Source organism: Halomonas campaniensis (assembly GCF_002211105.1).
GTDB classification, from domain to species: Bacteria; Pseudomonadota; Gammaproteobacteria; order Pseudomonadales; family Halomonadaceae; genus Vreelandella; species Vreelandella campaniensis_A.
Genome location: NZ_JPUA01000012.1, coordinates 48798 through 69115, shown reverse-complemented (window position 1 = coordinate 69115; position 20318 = coordinate 48798). Strand labels below are relative to the sequence as shown.

Here is a 20318-nt window from a genome sequence, read left to right as displayed (position 1 = left end):
ACTGACCACTAGGCCGTCTCATAGGCGGCCTTGAGACGATAAAACTCCTCTACAATAGCGGCCATTTCATCGGCGTCATAATCACAAAGACCGCTCACCACGAGTTTTTTGGAACCAACGCCAACCGCTTCACCCGCAGACTCAATCGAGAAATCCAGCAGTGCATCGGCGCGCTTGCCATACACCTCTAACGAGGAGTGGTTCAACGTCAAACCGGGTGAAAAGCCATCCAATCGTTCGAGCGAAAACCCCATGCTGTCGTAGATAACCAAAGGACGTTTAGGGTTAAACATCACCCCATGTTGCTCCATCAAAGGTTTGAGATAGTGGGGGAAATTTTTGCCAGAGAATGCCACGTAACAGCGTGCGAATGCTTCCACCGCTGCCGTATCGCGGGTAATTTCGCCGCTGCGCACCACCTGCAGGTAGCACTTACCGCTATCATCGCAGACGTGCAGCGTGCCATCGTCTGCTTCGCTAAACTTAAGCGGCGTATCGGCTCCCACCATATTGGTGAAGCGAAACTCCATTTGCCGTGATAGCCCAAACGTTGCGAGTACCAGCGCAAACAGCAAGTCACCGGGCACACAAAAGCGGCGTGCATCCGGGTTATGAATAGGGTTGTAGTCACCAGCCACGCCTTTAGCAAAGCGACTGGCCTGCTCTGCAGAGATTACTACATACTCTCCGCGCTGCGTGTAAAAATCCTTGAACATGGCGTTTGTTGCCTGCCTAGCGTTGAAATCGAAAACCCATCACTGCCCAACGCCGCGCATAATGCCATAAAACACGCCCCAACAGGAGTTATCTGCTAGGGAAGCCACTATGCCAGACGCGAACACTCGTAAAAATCGCCTACCTCGCCTGCTGCTGAGGGTATTGATTGGCCTACTGTTTATCATCCTTATTTGGGTGGCAGGCAGCTATTGGCTGCTTAATAGCCAGTGGTTGCCAGCGCGCATTTCACAGTTTGAGGGCATCGATATCCGCTGGGAGCAGGGCGCTAGCCGACACCCTGGCCGCTGGGAAGTCGAGGGGCTCTATCTGGCTCGTGAAGATGAAGCACTGCCCATCTCGATTGAGGCCGAACGCGCCACTCTTTCGCTCTCACTACTGGCCCTATTGCGCGGCGAGCTGCATATCGAGGCACTCGATGCAAAGGGTATTCGCCGCCTGACTGTTGGTGACATTGCGCTTGAAGCTGACGGCCAGTTGAAGGTGGCGGAGACCACGCTTAGCCGTGACACTCTCGCGATCCCTAACGTCTCCCTCGCCATTACTAATGGTCGTTTAGTTCGCCTAAGTGATCAAGCGACCCTGGTAAGCGCTTTCAATCTTAACGCTGAGGCGACGCTCAAAACGATAACCCCTGTCAACACACGCAGCGGCGAGCTGACCCCCAACCTGCTGGCAGCGCTCTCCGCACAGCTGCAGTTGGAAGCCCAGGCGGATGCCTGGGATGTCTTTATGCCCTACCTGGACGCCCTCCCCTGGTTAACCCTGGAGGGCCGCGGGGCACTGACGGGAACACTAGAGCTCATCGCTGGCAAGTTACAAGCCGGTAGCGACGTTACTCTGAACGCCCCCTTGCTGCGTTTAGCCGTCGATGAGCAGCGTTTACGTGCACCCACTGACACACCAAACTGGCTAATTGCCGACGATCCACCGCCACGCCACACAGCCACCGGCCAAGGCCAGGTTCGTTTGGCCGTTGAGAGTGATCAACTACATTTTTCGACCCAGCTCAACGATGTAACGCTTGCTGACACTCATCCTTACGCCGAGAATGCCGACCTTCATTTAGCGTCCCAAATTCCCAATCAGCGCTTGGATCAGCTTGCACTACCCACGACAGCGACAGTTGCGTTAAAGGGCGATATCACGCGCTTGAATATGCTTGATCGCTTCCTCGCTCTTGATAACGAAGCGTCTGGCACGGAGTCTCCCGTTAGCCCAGTTAACAATGAAGGTAACATCCACCTTTCCGGTCATGGTCAAATTCAGGCCCATGCCAGCATTCGCGACTCACGCCCCCATGATGCCAAGTTGACGATTCAAGCGCCAGAACTGGCCGCCGATACACTTGGCTTCATCGCCCACGGCAGCGGCTCACTTAACGCCCAACTGACGCCGCAGGAGATCATAGAGGCAACGCTTAGCTTTGCCGATGCCACGCTGCACCACCAAGAGCGGTTGCTGCTTGACGAAGCCGACATCAACATCGTCGCCACCAGTCCCATTGACCCGCAAAAAGTGCGTGAAGAGGCATCGGCAACGCTGCGTTGGCAATCCGCACGCCTGCCAAATATTAATGTGTTACAAACCTACCTAGGCGCCCTTTTACCCGACCCGGCACCGCTGCAACTGCTTAGCGGGCAAGCCGCGAGCCATGGCCGACTCGATATCACCGCCGAGCAGCTCAGCGGTGAGGTGAATGTAGCCGGAGAGCGGCTTACTACTCGCTGGCAGAGCGAAGAGCAAGTCGGCACGCTAACCAGTGATATGCAGCTTTTTCTGCCTATTCGGCAGGCGGCAATGGATGGCTCAACCTTGAATATCAGCGGCACCCGATTGAATTGGCAAGTAGCCGACGCTGATCAACCAGGCGAGCGCCTAGCGAGTCTACTGGTATTAACCGACGGCCGTTTTCAACGTCGTGGTAACGCACCGAGCGGGCAGTTTTCGCTGGAAGGAAGCGTACAACAACTGGGCTTTTTGAATGCTTTCCTGCCTGATGCGCATGGTTTGACGATTGCGGGCGAAGGCCAGCTCTTCGCCCAGGGAGCCTTTCGCGATAACCGCTTGCTGGCCCCTACCCGGTTGAGGGTTAACGCCGACCAGCTAGAGGTTTCGTTTTTAGATTATCTCGCCACCGGGCGCGGTGAACTCACCGCCCAATTGGATAGCGCCGAGCAAGCCCAGCTCTCACTGGGCATCCCCCGCTTCGCGTTAAGACGCCAAGACGACAACAGCCCCCACCTGGAGGGTCGCCACTTTGCCCTCACCACGCAAACTGAGCACTTTAGCGACGTGCTTGAATCTCCCCAGCCGGAGCACTTCACCACCCGCATCGCGCTGCCAATTACCGAAGTGCCCGACTTCACCCGCTACAACCGCTACCTGCCCGAAAACGCGGGTATCAGGTTGCTGGACGGGCAAGCCAGCCTGGAGAGCGAGTGGCTGCTGGAAGGCTTAAACGCCCAGGGCGAAATCACCCTACGCGCTTTTGGCGCAGAGTTAGCGTTGCTGGATCAGCGGCTACGCGGCGACTTGCACCTTTATCTAGCGCTAACCGAGGGAGACCTGGAAACACGCCGCTTTACCGCCAACGACTCCTTCCTACACTTGGAAAATGTAAGCCGCCAGAGTGACAACGGCTCCGCAGATGCCGGTTGGTGGGTAACGCTTTCCATGTTGGATGCGCAGTTAGTGTGGGAAGACCCTATTCGCCTCGCTAGCCAGCTCCGACTTGAGATGCGCGATACTGGCTTACTCGCCAGGCTATTCCTCGCCCGGGCAAGGGACAGCGACTGGCTAGGACGACTGTTGAATGTTCACGATATCGAGGGCACGGCACAACTAGCGATCAGCGGCGAGCAAATTAGCCTGAGTGACTTAACACTCACCGGCGGCCCACTGTTGCTCCTTTCGGATGTCACGCTGGCCGAGCGCAGTGCCAATGGCGCGCTCTATGCCCGCCTTGGCGTGCTTGGGTTAGGGGTAGAGCTTAACGACAGCGAGCCAACCTTGCGGGTTATTCAACCACGCCGCTGGTTTGACCGCTGGCGTGAAGCAAACCGCTCCCAAGGCTTTAATAATTAGACTTAACGTTTTTTGCGTTCCCGGCGAATCATCCTCACCCGCTCTTTGGCCTTTTGCGGGGTAGAGAGCGGCGCCGACGCCTCGTCATGGTTTTTAGGCGGTACTGTGACCCAGGCAAACACCGGCAATGCCAGGCGCCAATGAATAGCCGCCAAACGCAGCCCAAGGGTGACGCTGAGTGAAGCGGCAATGGTCAGCGTTAACGGCGCCGCCAGCGCATGTAGCGCTACGTAGACGATTCCCCCCACCATCGCAGCGGTCGCATAAATCTCTTCGCGCAGCACCATGGGCACCCGCTGGGCCAGCACATCACGAATCATGCCACCTGCCACACCGGTCATCATGCCCATTAACACCGCCACTGTGCCCGAGGTACCCAGCAGCAATGCTTTATGAGTGCCAATCACCGTAAACAGTGCTAACCCAAACGCATCGGCAAACGGTAAAAAGCCCCGCGACAGGCGATGGATATAGTGAAACCCCATCAACGATACGCCCACGGTCGCTAAGATCACCCACAGGTAGGCTGGATCCGTCACCCAAAAAACCGGTCTTACGCCTAGCACTAAATCCCTCAGCGTCCCTCCACCAATGCCCGTAACGGCTGCAAGCACCAGCATACCTATCGGATCCATACGTGACCGGCACGCCAAAATCACACCCGAAAGCGCGAACACGATGACACCCGCCATATCCAGCCAGTAAACAACGCCCGACACGCCCCTCTCCTTTAATACTCGCTATCGTTAAAGGCAGGCAGGATAGCACTCCTGGCCGCTCAGCACCTCGACGAGCAATGCTGGGCCTTATTTAATGCTGATCTTGAACGCCATCTACTTAAATGCGTTACGCTTAAGCGCAAACGTGAACATCGCCATGAATAGGAGAGCCCATGGACTGGAACCCAGCCTATAGCTGGCTAGTACTCGCCTTGTTGCTGAGTCTGGCAGAGCTGACTTCTGGCGCGATGGTGCTACTCGCGCTGGGTATTGCCGCTGCGCTAACGGCGGCCGTTACTGCGCTAGGGTTAACGCTTCCTTGGCAACTGCTCAGCATGGGGATTTTTACCGGGATACTGCTGCCGATATGCATTATGGTCATTCGACCTCGCTTCTCCCCCCGCGGCGTTGCTTATGGCACAACAGGTACAGGTGTGGAAAAAGGTAATCGCTACGCAACTCTACGCCGCGATTTTGATGACGCCACCGGCATTAAAGTCAACGGCGACTTCTACCGTGTGCGGGTGCTTGATAGCGGTGAAACCGAGCTACCTGCCGGCACACCGGTCGTATTTAGACGTTTTGAAGGAACCACTGCGCTGGTCACACTCCATCAGCCTGCTGACATCACCCCGCAAGATGACAATTCCCAACGCAAGGAGCCTTAACCATGGATCTACCTATAAGCCCAGGTTTATTGATAAGCCTTATTATCGTCGTAATCGCGGTACTGATCATCTCAAAAGGTCTGATTATTATTCGTCAATCGGAAGTGATGGTGGTTGAACGCCTTGGTTCGTTCCACCGCGTGTTAGAAAGCGGTATTAACATCATTATTCCGTTTATTGAGCAGCCTCGCGCAATCACCATGCTGCGTTATCGCAAAATGGGCGAGGAGTACACCGCCATTACCTCCGATGAAACCCGCATTGACCGCCGCGAGACGGTGATGGATTTTCCCGGTCAGCCGGTGGTCACCACCGACAACGTCACCGTGCGTATCAACGGTGCGCTCTACTACCAAATCATCGACCCTAAGCGGGCCGTTTATGAAGTAGAAAATATGAGCCAAGCCGTAGAAGTATTGGCCAAAACCACACTGCGCTCAGTGGTCGGCAAGATGGAGCTGGATAAACTGTTTGAGTCCCGCGCGGAAGTGAATAACGAGATCCAGGCGGCTATGGAAGAGCCTGCCTCCAAGTGGGGTGTCAAAATCTCCCGGGTCGAAGTGCAGGATATTGCCATGCCGGAAGAGGTGGAGACTGCCATGCGCCTGCAAATGGCCGCCGAGCGCAAGCGCCGCGCCACCGTGACCGAAGCCGAGGGGGAAAAATCAGCGGCGATCGCCATGGCCCAGGGGCAGCGCGAGTCCTCGATCCTTAACGCTCAGGGTGACAAAGAGTCGGCTATCCTGCGTGCCCAGGGTGAGCAGGAGTCCATCAAACTGGTTCTCAGTGCTATTGGTGATAGCGAAGAGAACAAACGTACCGTCGTGGGCTACTTGCTGGGGCAGAGTTATATCAAGGTGCTACCCAATATGGCAAAAGATGGCGAACGAGTATTTGTGCCCTATGAGTCCTCTGCCCTGCTTGGCTCTATGGGTATGTTCCGTGAAATGGCTGGGTCACCGGAGGACACCGTGGCTAACCACCTGAAGAGAGGCAACGGCAGCGATAACAACCTTCGCAGTGGCATCGTCGGTGGCGCTGCAGGGGGCAATTAACGTTGTAGCGATTAATAATGACTGCTTGACCGTTTAAAAAGTACTATTTCAATACGCGAGTGCTTAGTGCTATTTATAGTGGCGGTGCAAAGCACGATTTGGCTGGATCGAGGGAGATCCAGCTATACCGTTTTAACCTTTGAGCGCTATAGAGTGCTGGAGGTGTCACCATTACCTAACACCGTAAACTGACGCCAAAAATAAGTGCTTGCTTTTGCGCTCACCACCCCATCGGTAGACACCGGTTGAAGCACTGACCAGTAGAAGTATCATAACCAAGAGGTGAGTACGACCATCATGCTGCCACGTTGGCTTGCCCTACGTCACTATGCTCAGCTACTTCTTCTCCTGGTCATCCTGGTGATGCTTCCCAGTGGCCTCCAGGCTGCTGCTCTGCCTCAACCACTGCAAAGCTGGGAGTATCGCTGGGGCGACTCTCCTTATGATGGCAATAACCACCCTCAATGGCTACAAAGCGACTCAACCGAGTGGCAGTCGATCGACTCCCCTTCTAACCCACCTGGTCGCAATGGGCACGAACACCTCTGGTTACGCACAACGCTTCCCGCGGGTGACTGGAGCGACCCAGTCCTCTTTATCACCAGCATCAATTTGATTGGGCAAGTGTATCTAGGCGACGAACTCATCTATCAATATGGTGAGTTTGACGATCAGGGCAAAGGCGATTTTGCAGGCTGGCCCTGGCACATGATCGATCTCCCACACGATGCCGCCGGTCAAACGCTTACCTTTCGCTTCTACTCTTACTACACCAGTATTGGCTTATGGGGCCAAGTACAGGTAATGGAACGCATTGACGTTCTCAAGCAGGTTATTCATGACTCCGCTCAGGATCTCGGCGTCAGTGCGTTGGTCTTGGTACTCGCTATCCTGGCCACCATTTTCGCGTTAATAGGCCCTGAGCGTCGTGGTTTCGGGTCTATTGCGTTGTTTGCCTACGCATCGGGGTTAATGCTGCTGGCTGAGACGCCTGCTCGTCAATTTATTGCCGATGGGCCACTGGCCTGGGACACCCTCCGTGCCGGCAGCTACTACACCTTGCCGGTGGCACTAGGAATGCTGCTCAGCCACTGGCTGGAAGGCGCCGCTAGGCGCTGGATAACACGCCTGTGGATTAGCCATTTGGCGTATCTCATTGTTGCGATTGGCTTAGTTCAACTGGGGGTGGTGAGCCTTTCTCTCACCTTCCCCGTATTCGATGTCATGCTGGCGATAACGCTCCCCATCATGTTGGCGCTCGCGCTCATGCGCTTTCAGCGGCTCTCTCTGGAACAACGACTCCTGGTAGTGAGTTTTACTTTTTTTGCCCCGCTGCTGTTGGCTGACATGGTGGTCGCCCATGGTTTTGTGGACTGGCGCAGTGTGCCCTTGAGCTACGGCTCATTGGCTTTTTCTTTAGCTAACGCGGCTATTTTTCTGTGGCACTACCGGCATACACAGCAGCAGTTGGCGATGGCCAACGAGACCCTTGAGCAGCAGGTTGCAGCGCGAACCGCCGACCTTGACCGGTTAGTGCAAGAACTGGAAGGCCTCTCACGCAAGGATCCGCTAACAGGCCTGCATAACCGCCGTCATTTCGATATGGCATTCGAACACCAGTGCCAGCGCGTAAAGCAGCATGCCAGTTATCTTTCCGTGCTGATGATGGATGTGGATCACTTCAAGCGAATCAATGACGATTTCGGTCATGACGCAGGCGATGCCGTGCTGGTGGAAATTGCCCTGATGTTGCGGCATCACCTTCGGGATTTGGACGTAATCTGTCGCTTTGGGGGTGAAGAATTTATTGCCTTACTGCCCGCCACTTCTCGAATCGCTGCCGAAACGCGCGCCAAGGCGCTGTTAACGTCCATGGCTCATCAGACATTTTCCCATCAAGGCACTCCACTGCGTAGAATCACCCTCTCCTGCGGGGTTGCAACGTACCCTGATCACACTGAAGACCCTAAGAAATTACTACGCCTGGCCGATGAAGCACTCTATCAAGCCAAGCACAGCGGCCGTAACCGCTGTGTCGTTTGGGAAGAAACACTTGAAGAGCAGGGATTTATGCTCGGTAGGCAGCAGCCTCAGTAATCGCCCATGCGATTGGCTGATTAAGCAGAACCCGCGGCCAGAAAATGATCGATAAACACCGCATAATCCTGCTCTGTGCAGTCAGCGTAAGCCACCGCCAGTGTCGACACCACCTCAACAAACAGCTCTTCACGCCCTTTTAATCGCTGGCCAACGGCCTTGGCAAAGCGTGTTGAGTCCCCCTGGTTAAGCGCCTGGGCACCGCGCAGATGTTCACGGGCGAGAATTTCTCCCCACTGCTGGGCCAGTTTTCGATATGACTTACCGCCCGAAAGTTTATGGGTCGGAAAGTCTTTCTTGAACGGCGAGCGCTCACGCACCGAAAACACCTTTCCGTTCATGGTTAGCCAGCCGAGATAAGCGTCCGGGTGCTCGGCAATGGCGTGGAAAGCAGCTGCATGGCGGATGGCCTCGTTAGGAAACAATTTACGCCACGCCTGCTGCTGGTGTTTATCCATTAAACGAAATGCTTCTGGAGGCACCTGCTCTTTGACATCCAGGATAATGTCATCGTGCTCGTGCTCAACACCGCCCTCAATCAAGACGTAATAGCGTTCCACACCCAACGAACCGGTGCCTGCATCCAAACGCCGTGCCGTATCCTTGACGCGAAAATGGTGGGAATCACTCTCTTTAACCGCCTGTTGCAGCGTTTGTTGGTACTCCTGCTCAATTAGGCGGCGCAACTGGCTGGCCACATCCGCCGGTAGGTTAGCCAGTTTGCCAGGCCGCTCGGTGAACTGGCGGCCTTTCTGCTCATCCAGGGTCGTCCACTTTTCGAGCATGCGCGCACGGCTCTGCTTATCGGCAACTTTGCTCATAAAGGGCTTAAGCGTGCCTTTGGCGCTATCAAGGGTCACGGCGTGAACAGGTTTGCCGTCAACATGGTGCGCCAGGGTTTGGTAATAGCCCTTTATTAACTTTTTTAGCGCTTTATCAATCGCTTTTGGATCCAGCTCAGCATTTTCACGAGCATCTAATACGACGCTGATAGCCAACCGCCACAGGTCATATTGGTAGTCGCCAATCAGCGCATCATCGAAGTCATCCATGCCGTAGCGCACTTGATCATCATGATGACCATAAGCGCCAAAATTATAGACGTGGGCGTCGCCCTGCAACCAGGTTTGGGTCTCCGGCCAGCCGCCAAAAAGGGCAAAACGCCAATCGTGCCATACATCATTCCAGTACAGATGATTGCTGCCGCGGAAAAAGCGGTAGGGCGACGCAGCCATTTTGGCGTACTTAGCTTGGCGAGTGGCCGTTGGCAAGGTGTTATTTGCCTGTTGGGTTGCCTCAATCACCCGCTGAGGGCGGTTATGTCCAGTCAATGCATGGCTCATTACGTTGCCTTTGTTGGTGCAAGTATCATTAGAAGCGCTGGTACCTATAAGCACTTTGCTACAAAGGTAGTCGATAACCATGAATAGATTAAGTCAGCACTCACCCCGCAGCTCTACATCCCCGCTGGGTAAAACCTCTTGGAGCGGCAATTCTGAAGAAACGCTCCACCACCTCAGCGTGGGTAGCAGGCGTCATCAAAGAGACGGCGACAAATACCGGCAGATTGAGCATCAGCCCCCAGAAGCCCGCGTGAATACCCAGTGGGTGTGGCCAAAGGAGAGTAAATGCCGTGGTGATCAAAAAACCTACCACGATGCCCGCCATGACACCCAAGCGAGAAGCCCGCGGCCAAAAGAACATGCCGATAAAGGCAGGCAGTACCTGGGAGGCAAACCCCAGCCCCACTAACAGAATCATCACCAAACTGCCGGGCTCGGCAATTGCCAGCGGCGCGACCACGAAGAACATAATGGGCAGAATCAGCAGCCGGGCGAGCTTTCCGGTCACGCCATCAGAGAGCTTTAGCACCGGCTGAAGAACATCTTTGCTCAGCGACAGCGATACCGAATGAATAAATGGCTCGCTGGAAGACATTGAGGCCGCCAGGGTACCCGCACCTAGCAATCCCACTAATACTACCGGCAAGTGCTGCATGGCATACTCAAGTACCACAGTGTCTGCTCGGGCCAGGTCAGGCAGCGAAAAGATCCCGATAAAGCCTACAACGACCATAGGCAGAATAACCACGTAATACGTAGGCAGCCACGTCGCGCTACGACGGATAGTGCGTGCCGAAGCCGCACTCATCCACTGCGTCCACACCGGCGGCATAAATGAGAACATGGAAACGATGATCGAGGTCGTCCAGAAACTAAAGCTCATATCGCCGCCTGCGCCTGGCAGGGTGAGAAACTCACTATGCTCGGCCTGAATGCGCTCGAATACCCCAGCGAAACTTAAGCCACCGGTTGCGCTATGCATGGCCCAAAGGCCAACGGCCCAAGCCACTATCAGCATCAACACGCCTTGAAAGGCATTGGTGCGACCAATCGCCCGCTGACCACTGGCGTAGAGATAGACGGCTATGCAAGCCAGTACCAGCACGACACCTAGCCAAATAGGAATCAAACCGCCGCTCATCACAAACAGAATATAGGCTGAGCCAATGGTTTGCAGTACCGCGTAGGCAATAGAGCCAATTGCCATCACGAGCGCCGCCAGCGCACCCAACGCGGGGCTTTGGTAGCGGTCTGAAATGGCGCTTGCCTGGGTAACATGACCAAACTGCTCGCCAAACTGCCACACCTTCGGCCCGAAGTACCACGCCACCAACGCCAGGTAAGCAAGATAAATCGCCACATAAAACACCGCGACGCCTTTGGAGTAAGCCCAGCCGGGTGCGCCCATAAAGGTGTAAGCACTTACACTACCGGCGGCGATCAGCAGGTAGAGCGTCACCGGCCCCATGCTACGCCCCGCCACGCCCCACTCCTCCAGGCTATTCATGGAGCGCCCTGCCCTGGCGCGTAGGCCAATCACCATGGCGATAGCGACATAGGTCAAGGTAATCAACAGTGGCCAGGGGCTATTCATGGTCATCTCGCTCCACAATGCGGTTGCCGATCAGCATCACCACCACGCAGGCAAAAATTACCAGGTAGCTCCACACAACTATCAGCGGCAAGCCCATCACCAAGGTGGCCCGGTTCACTAAACCAATCACCGGCCATGTGCCTGCCAGCACCAGCGCCACAAACGCAATTAACAGCCCCCAGCCCGCTCGGGAGGTAGGCAGCACCAACAAACGTCCCATAAGAGTTCCCCCTTAGTTTTTAAAGACCGTTTTTAAAGACCGTTTTTTAAAAGTGATTTTATAGAACAGCCGATTTACCGTCTGGCAGCGCAGGCCAGCGAGCTGGCAAGGCTAAGCGCGCTTCTAATTGCCGCGCAAGCTTCAGCACAAAGTGATCGGCAAAACGTGGGCCAACCAACTGCACGCCAATGGGCATATCTCCACGGCTAAATCCCGCATTGAGCGAGATCGCAGGCTGCTCACCCATATTCCACGGCACGGTATAGGCAATATGCTCAAAGGGCTGGCGCGGATCGTTGGTGGGCGATGGCCACTCGGCCGGAAAGGCAATGTTGGGTGTGGTGGGTGACATCACCGCATCGACCTTATCAAACACGGCTTCGGTGGCGCGTCGCATCACCATGGTTTGCTGAAAACCTTGCACCGCCTCTACGCCACTTAAGCGCGCGCCAGCGTCGGCCCAGGCTAAAATGGCGGGCAATACCTGCTCACGCTCTTCTGGCGAGAGCTTTAACAGCTCGCTCCACTGTCGGGCTTGCCAGAAGTGATCCAGCCCATCCAGCATTTCCCGGGTCAGCACTGGCGCCAGCGGCACCAGCGTTGCCCCAGCGGCTTCCAACTGCTTTGCGGTCTGTTCTACGTGGTGGCGAATCTCATCATCCAAAGCTAACCCGCAACCCGCCTCCATCATCACACCCACTCGCAAACCTTTAACGTCGAGTTCCAGATCCATCCAGTCAACCGTTTCCGGCGGCAGGCGCATCGCGTCGCGCCGATCCGTACGAGCAAGCGCTATCATCATAAGCGCGGCATCCTCGACGCTACGAGTCATTGGCCCAGCACAGCGGCCTACATAATAAGGGTCTATCGGTACCCGGCCTAGGGTGGGCTTAAAGCCGATGACGCCGCACCACGCCGCTGGCAGGCGTACCGAGCCACCAATATCGGTGCCCACATGCAGCGGCCCAAGCCCCGCGGCCGCCGCAGCGCCCGCCCCCGCGCTTGAACCGCCGGTATTACAGGCTAAGTTCCAGGGGTTGCGGGTTAAACCATGAAACGACGAGAGCCCGGATGAGAGCATGCCAAAATCGGGGCAGGTAGTTTTTGCCAACAGCAAGGCGTTGTCTTCTGCTAGACGCGCGGCTGGTGGGGCATCCTCAGTGGCAGCCGTCTGCTCTCCCAGACCGGTGCCTACCGGTACCGGCATACCTTTCGTTGCAATCAACTCTTTAAGGGTGACCGGGACACCATCCAAAGCGCCGCTTGGCTCGCCTTTTGCCCAGCGCTGGGTAGACGCTTCTGCTGCTTGCATGAAGCCATCGGGCTGATAGGCATACAGCGCGTTAATGTGCGGCTCCCACCGGGCTACATGCTTAACCAAGGCATCCGCCAGCTCATAAGGGGAAAACGTTTTAGCGCGGTAGCCATCAATTAATTGAGTGGCGGTGAGTTGGTGTAGTTCAGGCATCACATTACCTTTTTGCTGTTGTTATCAGACTGTTGCTATCAATAACCTCAGCATGAACCCACATAGCGCACTCTGCTATTTCAATATTGACTTCAGCGTGTCCACTTTTTGTGTGCACTCTATTCTTTCAGGATCTTCTTTCAATATCTTTCAAGATGACGGAGATTGCAGTGTTTGTAAGGCACTTGCCAGCAACGAAAGGCACGCCTCGGTGGCAAAACTACGCTGGCGATGGCGATAAACGCAGAGATCTACCCGCGCTGCTTCAAGCTCTAAAGGAGATAAGGGAATGCTAACGAGTTGACCCAATTGGCACTCCCGAGCTACCGCCATCGGTGGCAATACCAGAACGCCCGCGCCGTTAAGGGCGAGTGCTTTTTGAGTTTCCAGTGAGGCGGTCTTGAAGGTAGGGGCCAGAGCAACGCCAGCCTGATGAGCGGCGTGTTCCAGCGCTTGGCGCACACCATAGGATTCATCAGGCAGAATCAGCCGGTGCTCTGCCAAGGTGTGAAGGCTTACCTCAGTAGCTGAGGCCAGGGGATGATTCGGGGCTATCACGGCATGGTGATGTAACTCGGCGCTGGCAAAAGGCACAATGTCATCATGGCGGGGCATAAAGAACGACAGGCCAATATCCGCATCGCCTCGGCGCAGTGCCTCCACCATTTGGCTGGCGCTGGCGATTCCGATATCAAAACTCAAATGAGGATAGCGCTGCCCCATCTTGGCTAACGCTGGGGCTAACAGGCCAGCCACAACGCCTTCCGCCACCTGCAAACTGACCCTACCAGTTCGCAAGCCCTTCAAATCGGCAATATGTTCCTGAACCCGCTCTAGGTCTCGGAGAGTACGCTGCGCCTGGGCAGCTAACAACTCCCCGGCCGCCGTCAGGCTAATGCCGTTGGGGCCGCGCTCAATGAGCGGTGCGCCAAGCTGGTGTTCGAGTAAATCGATCTGGCGGCTAATCGCCGTGGGGGCGATATGCAGCTGGGCAGCGGCTTGGCGCAGCGAACGACACTGGGCCACAGTATCGAAATAGCGTAATGCGCGGCCACTGATCATAAGTGCCCCTTAAAGCCCCAACTGCCGTGACATCACTGTGACGGTCTCGCCCCGGTACTCAAGGCTTTCTAACGCCTGCCACCCCAGCCGTCGATAAAGCGCCTGTTGATCAGGTGTATAGAGATAGAAGCGCTCAAAGCCATGCGTAGCTGCTTCGGCTTCTATCCGGCGCACCAATGCAGAGGCAATACCCTGCCCCCGCCATTCAGGCACAACGAATACGGAGGCCAGCCAGGGGGTAAATTCGCGGCGAATACTCATATCATCAGCAATGAGGCTGGCGGTTCCCACAGGGGTTTCGCCTTGCATCGCCACAAAGATTGAGGGCACACCGCCCTGGCCACATTCGGCCTTGAAACGCTCAATAGCCTCTTCCAGCGTTAAGCCTGGGTGCAAATGCCCCCAGGACTCAAATGTCCAGCCCGCGACTATTTCAGCGTTAGGATCGTCGGCTCTTAGCCGCTGGAGAATGATATCGCATTGCATAAGTGGCGCCTGTCTTATTTAGCACAAGCAAATACAGTAGCGATATATGGGTAGGCTGGCTAGCGCCGATACCTCCTGCACACGCCGCTAGCCAGAGATCTCACCGCCATGCGCTGTCAAAAAAACTGCAACCAGGTAGGGCTAATCTCACCTTGCAAGCCCTGTTCGCTTAAGGGCTGGGCAGCAACACAGTCAATTCATCAGGCGGTCACAGGCTTTAAGTGCTTAGCCAGTTCATCATCCAACTCATTGGCACGCTTGGCTGCTGGCCTGCTTTCCATGCGCTCAATGTACTGCTTGAACACCTCGTTGGGCGGGATGTTCTTCTGCATCGTTTCCCACCAGAGATAACTACTAACCAAGATATCTGCCGCAGTAAACTGATCGCCGCAGATATAAGCATTTTCAGTGAGTGCTTTTTCAAGCGTATTGATACTGTCTTCCACTTGTCCACAGCCGACAGCCTGTGCGTTGCTGCTGTCGATTTTCCAATCATAAGTCATGGCGCTGGTGGCCATTTCGAACGGGCCCGCCATAAAAAACAGCCAGCGATAGTAAACGCCACGTTCGGGAGATTGCGGGGACGGTGACAGCTTTTTATCTGGAAACTGATCTGCCAGGTACGCGCAGATAGCCGCTACTTCCGTCACCACAGTGTTGCCATGTTTGATGGCAGGCACTTTCCCCATGGGGTTGATGGCCAAGTAGTCTTCGGTTTTCATCTCGGGGCCGAACTCCATCGCCTTTACCGAGTAGGCTATGCCTACTTCTTCCAGCATCCAGCGCACCACGCGCCCGCGAGACATAGGGTGAGTGTAAAACGTTAGCTCTGACATATTAGGCTCCTTTTTCAGTCAATTTTTCGGTGACATAAGGTACTGCCAGATCAGATTAGTGTGTTAATAGGTGATAATCCGTCCTAAATAAAAGCAACAATGCATTTTTCTGCAAGACTTTAACGATGGCTTGAGGAAGGAGGCGCTAATGGCAGGCCCCACAACACGCATACTTGCGGTGCTTGAGTTGCTGCAGGCTAATGGTCAGATGGGCGGCGCAGAGTTGGCCGAACGCCTGGGCGTGGATCGACGTACTATACGGCGTTACATTACGGCGCTGGAAGATATAGGTGTGCCGATAGTGACCGAACAGGGGCGCTACGGTGGCTATCGACTGGTGGCTGGCTTCAAGCTGCCACCGATGATGTTTACCGACGAAGAGACGTTCGCCGTTTCTCTAGGCTTAGTGGCCGCCAGCCAGCTGGGTATGACGAACGCAGCGCCTGCCATTGCCAGCGTGCAAGCAAAGCTCGAACGAGTGATGCCTGCGAAGTTAAAAAGACGGGTGCGCGGTATCAGTGAGACCACTCAGGTGATATTACCCCGGCGTGAACCCAGCCGTGATGACCGTGCACTTGAGACGCTGACGAAAGCCACTGAAGCCATGCGAACCGTCGGGCTGATCTACCACTCTCCGCAGCACGATCAGATTGAGCGTCGGATCGACCCCTACGGACTGGTTTTCCAACAGGGCCGGTGGTATGCCGTTGGTTTTTGCCACCTGAGGGGCGCCATGCGCTCATTTAGGCTGGATCGTATCAGCGGTGTCCACCTGCTCGATGCTACTTTCATACGACCCGCTCACTTCAATGCAGCCGATTTTTTGAGCGAAAGCCTCAGCTCCTGGGGGCCAACTCATGAAGTATCACTGGTGCTACACATCGATCATGCCGTGTCCGCTGACGTTGAGAACCGATTTTTCTGTACAGGCCCGTTTGAGGAGGTTGACGGTGGATTACTGCTCACCACCCGAACCGACAGCTTCGAGTGGTTTGCCTATTGGCTGGCACAGCTCCCGTTTCGATTTACCGTTCTCAAGCCAGATGGCCTCAAAGCGGCACTTCGCGAGCACGCCAACCATTTACTGGCCAGTTGCGAGACAGCTTCATCATATCCAATCGATACGCCCTGACACTGTCTGCAACTTATGAGAATGAAACGCACTATTCGTCTGACGCCAGGATAGGGCTTCTTAGCCACTTAGGTGCTAGTCTGTTGGTCAAATAACGTTAAATAAAGACTCACGAATGCAACCTTCTTTGAGACGCCCACACCGTCTTGCATTGGCAATAATTGCCCCACGCATTTTTGCCTTTTGCCATACCTTCGGGCTAACCGTATGGATCGCCGTTGTAGAAGGCAGCGGCTGGACGCTTATTCTACCCGGGATGTTGCTACTACTATGGCCCGGCGTTGCCTATGCGCTTGCAGCACACGCCCAGAACTCCAAGCGTGCCGAGTTCAGAAACCTCCTCTTTGACAGCCTGCTATTTGGTTTTTGGTGCAGCGTACTGGATTTTTACGTTTTAGCGACCATCACCATTGGGCTTGCCTGTTTGATGAATAATTTGGTGGTCGGTGGAGTGCGGAAAATGCTTATTGCAGCCGGACTTTTCATTCTTGCAGCTTTGTTTGGAAGCGCCCTAACGGGGTTCACTTTTCGTCCCTATGTAAGCAACCGTTTAGACATCTACCAATGGGCCGGGGCAGTGGTCTATTTTCTAACCATTGGCCGCGTCACCTACAGTCAGAATCGCAAGATTGGCCGCAGCATAGGCGAGATAAGGTTTCAAAACAGAGTCTTCCACGCCCTGCTTGATCTAGGAGCCGTCGCAAATCGCGCGACCAATATCCATACTCTGCTGGTTGACTCCTTAAACCACCTACAGACCCACTTCCCCGACTACGGATTTGCGGTTTTTTTACAAGAACGGCAGCGTTCAGAAGTGACACGCTTCGCAGCGGTGGCAGGGCTAAGCTCAGAGGATGAAAAACGCCTAAGATTTTTATTAACAAACGTTCATGGGCAAGGAGGAGATCCAACCACACTGCCACAAACAGATAAAGGCGAGAATCTGTATGTCGCGTCGATGGCGGGCCGACTAAGCATGTATGAAGGCTGGCTGATTGTGAAAGCTCCCAGCCGGGACGACGGTTTGAAGCAAATACTGTCTCTGTTTGCCGACCAGCTGGCGGCAGCTACCGAGAATAAATTGCTGCATTTGGAACTGAAGAAAACGGCTGAGCGTGACGGACTCACCGGGCTTTATAACCGAGGTTTTTTGGAATCAGCGCTGCAGATGAGTATTCAGGGCAAGGTGCAGACGCCAAACCTGGATTTTGCGGTGCTGATGTTGGATGTCGATAGGCTCAAGGACGTAAACGACCATTATGGGCACGTGGCAGGCGACCAACTAATTGCCTGCGTTGCCCAGTACCTGCAATTTCACTGCAGAGACAGCGACATACTGGCTCGCTACGGTGGCGATGAATTCGTCATTCTGTTCCCCTCTGCCGACCTAACGGCAGCTAGGCGTATGGCCAACTTGATCCAGGAAAACTTGCCTGAACAGCGCTGCACTATCGACACCGCCAGCGGTGAACATGAAGAACTCATGCTTCATGTGAGCATAGGCTGCGCCAGCTCCAGTGAAGTTCCCGCCCAACAGGTGTTTGCGTTGGCAGACGAGCGCATGTACGCAAATAAAAGCCAACGCCGTAAGCAATGGGCAGATGGACTGGGCACAGCAAGCAGGCCCTTCCTATAGAAGCGTGCTCACAACCCACTGCTAAACGGCTGCCCCCACTTATCGCCATGCACCAAGTCACTTAAAGGCAGGCGGGAACGCCAGCCTTGCGCTTCAAGCTCTGGCTGATCTAAAAACTCACTCACGTAGCCAAGGCAGAGATAAGCCAGCGGGTAAACGTGCTCAGGCAGATTTAACGCAGTGCTCAGCTGCTCCTGGTCAAGAATACTCACCCAACCAACGCCAATCCCTTCCGCCCGCGCTGCCAGCCAGAGGTTTTGCACGGCTAAACAAGTGCTAAACAGGTCGGTTTCCACAATGCTATTGCGCCCTAGCACATGGGGGCCGCCTCGGCTGCGGTCACAGGTAATGCAGAGATTAAGCGGGCTTTCCATAATCCCTTGCAGCTTAAGGCTGCGATAATGCTCTTTACGCTCACCTTCAAAGCGCTCGGCGGCCTTCTGGTTCTCTTGCTCAAACATCGCCAGCACCGTCTCCCTGACGTCGCGACTCTCAATCACGATGAAATCCCAGGGCTGCATAAATCCCACAGAAGGCGCATGATGCGCAGCTTCCAGCAGGCGGGTCAGCACATCAGGGGAAACCGGGTCAGGCAAAAACTGTGAGCGCACGTCGCGCCGCTCAAAGATGGCGCGGTAAACCCCTTGCCGTTCACTATCGGTAAAACGACCATTCGATACAGTCATAAAGAAACGTCCTACGGCTACGTCAGCTAACAGAGGGGCTTTTAGACGCCGACACGGCGGGTTTCAGCATATCGACATGCAGTATGCCATCTTCATCATAGGACTCACTGACGGCCTTAAACCCGAAAGATTCATAGAAGGCGGTTAGATAGACCTGTGCGCCAATCTTGATGCCGAGACTAGGGTAGGTCTGTTCGGTGAAGCGAATCGCCTCACTCATCAGCACACGCCCATACTGATGTCCGCGGAAGGCGGTAAGGGTCATCACCCGACCAATCGAGGGCTCGGCAAACTTATCACCCGGCCCCAGCAGACGAATATAGGCGGCCAGTTTCCCGCCTACCGTGGCCAGGAGATGCCAGGCGAGCGGATCCAGCTCATCCACTTCCTGATAAGCACACTGCTGCTCTACCACAAACACCGATTCTCGCGCTTTGACAATCTCATAAAAATCGCGGGTGCTAAGCTCATCGAATCTGAACCAGCGAAAATGTAAGGGCATACCGGTTAACTCTCCCGCTCATGGCGTTATTTTGTGTACGCAAAGTGTACAGAAGATTTGATAACAGAGCCTTTATCACGGCGCCAGGAAATATACGTGCTTAGCCTAGCCGCCAGCGCCAAGGGCTTGTCTCACACAGTACACCTTCGCTGTTCCAATCCTCCCAACCGGCAAATGGTATCGGCTTTTCACGCTCCCAGTGCGCAAGACGCGTGGCCCAGCACTCTTTACAGGCATTGAGATGGATCCGCAGAGCATCCTCTTTCTGATACTCAATACCACCGCCCTGCACGCCATAGCTTACTTGAGGCGGGAGTACATCAAAGCCAACATAGTAGAGCGAAGCATGCATAGGCCATAGCCAGGCGACCATATCACCCGCACGCCCAAAGGGTTGAAAGGCTATTCCAGGAGAGCCAGCGGTGACTGAGAGCATGGCACGTTTGCCACGAAAGTAGCCATGATCGTAACGCATACGGCTTGTGTAGCGCCCTCCATATACCAGTACGCGATCAAACCAGCCTTTCAAAATAGCGGGCTGGGCGTGCCACCATAAAGGGAACTGGAAGATCACCAAGTCAGCCCACTCCAACCGCGCCAACTCCCGCTGGACATCCTGCGGTAATGTGTCTTGCTGATAGTGAGCCCGCTGCTCATTGAGGGGATAGAAGTAGTCCGACGCCACGGCGCTATGCGGATATTGCTCAGCGTGCTCTACCGGATCAAACTGTTCAGCATAGAGATCACCCACCTCAACTTGATGACCCGCGTCCTCTAGCTGTTTTACCGCCACATCCACCAAGCCGCCATTGAACGACTTGCGTTCAGGATGAGCCAAGACGATCAATACATTCATTCTGCGCTGCCCCTATTGATTGGTTCAACGACAGACTAACCTGTTCAAATACGCTCAAACATTCGCGAAAAATAACAACTCAGCTTGCATGAATGAACAGCAAATAAGGTGGGACGATCTAGCAATTGTCCTCGCG

Annotated in this window: 18 protein-coding genes; 6 read left to right on the top strand and 12 right to left on the bottom strand. The window is 54.9% G+C overall.

All coding sequences use genetic code 11. From position 1 onward, the window contains the following. Positions 1-8 precede the first annotated feature (8 nt). A complete protein-coding gene (locus JI62_RS05410; RefSeq protein ID WP_088699180.1) occupies positions 9-716 on the bottom strand; it encodes a DUF3581 family protein in 708 nt (235 codons plus the stop codon). Positions 717-825: 109 nt separating this feature from the next. Between JI62_RS05410 and JI62_RS05405 the strand changes: the two genes are divergently transcribed. Next, on the top strand, positions 826-3822 hold the full coding sequence (locus JI62_RS05405; protein WP_088699179.1) for a hypothetical protein: 2997 nt from the start codon (positions 826-828) through the stop codon (positions 3820-3822). Positions 3823-3824: 2 nt separating this feature from the next. Here the strand turns inward: JI62_RS05405 and JI62_RS05400 are convergent, their stop codons facing one another. Beyond that, positions 3825-4541, bottom strand: coding sequence for a trimeric intracellular cation channel family protein (locus tag JI62_RS05400; protein WP_088699178.1), 717 nt, complete (start codon positions 4539-4541; stop codon positions 3825-3827). A gap of 173 nt (positions 4542-4714) precedes the next feature. On the opposite strand from JI62_RS05400, the gene JI62_RS05395 reads away from it, so the two are divergent. The 3 genes from JI62_RS05395 (at position 4715) to JI62_RS05385 (ending at position 8361) form a co-directional block, all read left to right on the top strand. Further along, positions 4715-5209: an NfeD family protein gene (locus tag JI62_RS05395; RefSeq protein WP_088699177.1), complete on the top strand. Its 495-nt coding sequence runs from the start codon at positions 4715-4717 to the stop codon at positions 5207-5209. Between the two features lie 2 nt (positions 5210-5211). Continuing rightward, the gene (locus JI62_RS05390; protein ID WP_088699176.1) at positions 5212-6264 is read left to right on the top strand and encodes an SPFH domain-containing protein; all 1053 of its coding nucleotides are present in this window, start codon (positions 5212-5214) and stop codon (positions 6262-6264) included. Between the two features lie 297 nt (positions 6265-6561). Then, positions 6562-8361 (top strand): GGDEF domain-containing protein, encoded by a 1800-nt coding sequence (locus JI62_RS05385; RefSeq protein WP_088699175.1) that lies wholly within the window; start codon positions 6562-6564, stop codon positions 8359-8361. Between the two features lie 20 nt (positions 8362-8381). Here the strand turns inward: JI62_RS05385 and JI62_RS05380 are convergent, their stop codons facing one another. From JI62_RS05380 to JI62_RS05350, 7 genes are all read right to left on the bottom strand, one after another. After that, positions 8382-9704 (bottom strand): DUF2252 domain-containing protein, encoded by a 1323-nt coding sequence (locus JI62_RS05380; protein WP_088699174.1) that lies wholly within the window; start codon positions 9702-9704, stop codon positions 8382-8384. A gap of 100 nt (positions 9705-9804) precedes the next feature. Continuing rightward, on the bottom strand, positions 9805-11298 hold the full coding sequence (locus tag JI62_RS05375; RefSeq protein ID WP_088699216.1) for a sodium:solute symporter family protein: 1494 nt from the start codon (positions 11296-11298) through the stop codon (positions 9805-9807). Further along, positions 11291-11518 carry a hypothetical protein gene (locus JI62_RS05370; protein WP_035584707.1) on the bottom strand — a complete coding sequence of 76 codons (228 nt, stop codon included), beginning with the start codon at positions 11516-11518 and terminating at the stop codon, positions 11291-11293. Before JI62_RS05370 ends, JI62_RS05375 begins: the two co-directional genes overlap by 8 nt. A 58-nt stretch (positions 11519-11576) precedes the next feature. Then, on the bottom strand, positions 11577-12986 hold the full coding sequence (locus JI62_RS05365; protein ID WP_088699173.1) for an amidase: 1410 nt from the start codon (positions 12984-12986) through the stop codon (positions 11577-11579). Between the two features lie 150 nt (positions 12987-13136). Next, complete coding sequence (locus JI62_RS05360; RefSeq protein WP_088699172.1) at positions 13137-14048, bottom strand: LysR family transcriptional regulator; 912 nt, start codon at positions 14046-14048, stop codon at positions 13137-13139. Between the two features lie 9 nt (positions 14049-14057). Further along, the gene (locus JI62_RS05355; protein WP_088699171.1) at positions 14058-14534 is read right to left on the bottom strand and encodes a GNAT family N-acetyltransferase; all 477 of its coding nucleotides are present in this window, start codon (positions 14532-14534) and stop codon (positions 14058-14060) included. A 200-nt stretch (positions 14535-14734) separates the two neighbouring features. Further along, the gene (locus JI62_RS05350) at positions 14735-15370 is read right to left on the bottom strand and encodes a glutathione S-transferase family protein (RefSeq protein WP_088699170.1); all 636 of its coding nucleotides are present in this window, start codon (positions 15368-15370) and stop codon (positions 14735-14737) included. A 148-nt stretch (positions 15371-15518) separates the two neighbouring features. On the opposite strand from JI62_RS05350, the gene JI62_RS05345 reads away from it, so the two are divergent. Both JI62_RS05345 and JI62_RS05340 read left to right on the top strand, forming a co-directional pair. Continuing rightward, positions 15519-16502 carry a helix-turn-helix transcriptional regulator gene (locus JI62_RS05345; protein WP_088699169.1) on the top strand — a complete coding sequence of 328 codons (984 nt, stop codon included), beginning with the start codon at positions 15519-15521 and terminating at the stop codon, positions 16500-16502. Positions 16503-16617: 115 nt separating this feature from the next. Then, positions 16618-18138 (top strand): sensor domain-containing diguanylate cyclase, encoded by a 1521-nt coding sequence (locus JI62_RS05340; RefSeq protein WP_088699168.1) that lies wholly within the window; start codon positions 16618-16620, stop codon positions 18136-18138. An 8-nt stretch (positions 18139-18146) separates the two neighbouring features. Here JI62_RS05340 and bluB read toward each other — a convergent pair whose 3' ends face one another. The 3 genes from bluB to JI62_RS05325 all read right to left on the bottom strand — a co-directional run bounded on the left by bluB (position 18147) and on the right by JI62_RS05325 (position 20182). After that, on the bottom strand, positions 18147-18824 hold the full coding sequence (gene bluB / locus JI62_RS05335) for a 5,6-dimethylbenzimidazole synthase (protein ID WP_088699167.1): 678 nt from the start codon (positions 18822-18824) through the stop codon (positions 18147-18149). Positions 18825-18846: 22 nt separating this feature from the next. After that, complete coding sequence (locus JI62_RS05330) at positions 18847-19326, bottom strand: GNAT family N-acetyltransferase (RefSeq protein WP_088699166.1); 480 nt, start codon at positions 19324-19326, stop codon at positions 18847-18849. Positions 19327-19426: 100 nt separating this feature from the next. Then, on the bottom strand, positions 19427-20182 hold the full coding sequence (locus tag JI62_RS05325) for an NAD(P)H-dependent oxidoreductase (protein ID WP_088699165.1): 756 nt from the start codon (positions 20180-20182) through the stop codon (positions 19427-19429). Between the last annotated feature and the right edge of the window lie 136 nt (positions 20183-20318).

Bases quoted from the DNA above. Each gene is read 5' to 3' on its own strand.
- JI62_RS05410 (WP_088699180.1), bottom strand. From the start codon at position 716: ATGTTCAAGGATTTTTACACGCAGCGCGGAGAGTATGTAGTAATCTCT.
- JI62_RS05405 (WP_088699179.1), top strand. From the start codon at position 826: ATGCCAGACGCGAACACTCGTAAAAATCGCCTACCTCGCCTGCTGCTG.
- JI62_RS05395 (WP_088699177.1), top strand. From the start codon at position 4,715: ATGGACTGGAACCCAGCCTATAGCTGGCTAGTACTCGCCTTGTTGCTG.
- JI62_RS05390 (WP_088699176.1), top strand. From the start codon at position 5,212: ATGGATCTACCTATAAGCCCAGGTTTATTGATAAGCCTTATTATCGTC.
- JI62_RS05385 (WP_088699175.1), top strand. From the start codon at position 6,562: ATGCTGCCACGTTGGCTTGCCCTACGTCACTATGCTCAGCTACTTCTT.
- JI62_RS05380 (WP_088699174.1), bottom strand. From the start codon at position 9,704: ATGAGCCATGCATTGACTGGACATAACCGCCCTCAGCGGGTGATTGAG.
- JI62_RS05375 (WP_088699216.1), bottom strand. From the start codon at position 11,298: ATGAATAGCCCCTGGCCACTGTTGATTACCTTGACCTATGTCGCTATC.
- JI62_RS05370 (WP_035584707.1), bottom strand. From the start codon at position 11,518: ATGGGACGTTTGTTGGTGCTGCCTACCTCCCGAGCGGGCTGGGGGCTG.
- JI62_RS05365 (WP_088699173.1), bottom strand. From the start codon at position 12,986: ATGCCTGAACTACACCAACTCACCGCCACTCAATTAATTGATGGCTAC.
- JI62_RS05360 (WP_088699172.1), bottom strand. From the start codon at position 14,048: ATGATCAGTGGCCGCGCATTACGCTATTTCGATACTGTGGCCCAGTGT.
- JI62_RS05355 (WP_088699171.1), bottom strand. From the start codon at position 14,534: ATGCAATGCGATATCATTCTCCAGCGGCTAAGAGCCGACGATCCTAAC.
- JI62_RS05350 (WP_088699170.1), bottom strand. From the start codon at position 15,370: ATGTCAGAGCTAACGTTTTACACTCACCCTATGTCTCGCGGGCGCGTG.
- JI62_RS05345 (WP_088699169.1), top strand. From the start codon at position 15,519: ATGGCAGGCCCCACAACACGCATACTTGCGGTGCTTGAGTTGCTGCAG.
- JI62_RS05340 (WP_088699168.1), top strand. From the start codon at position 16,618: ATGCAACCTTCTTTGAGACGCCCACACCGTCTTGCATTGGCAATAATT.
- bluB (WP_088699167.1), bottom strand. From the start codon at position 18,824: ATGACTGTATCGAATGGTCGTTTTACCGATAGTGAACGGCAAGGGGTT.
- JI62_RS05330 (WP_088699166.1), bottom strand. From the start codon at position 19,326: ATGCCCTTACATTTTCGCTGGTTCAGATTCGATGAGCTTAGCACCCGC.
- JI62_RS05325 (WP_088699165.1), bottom strand. From the start codon at position 20,182: ATGAATGTATTGATCGTCTTGGCTCATCCTGAACGCAAGTCGTTCAAT.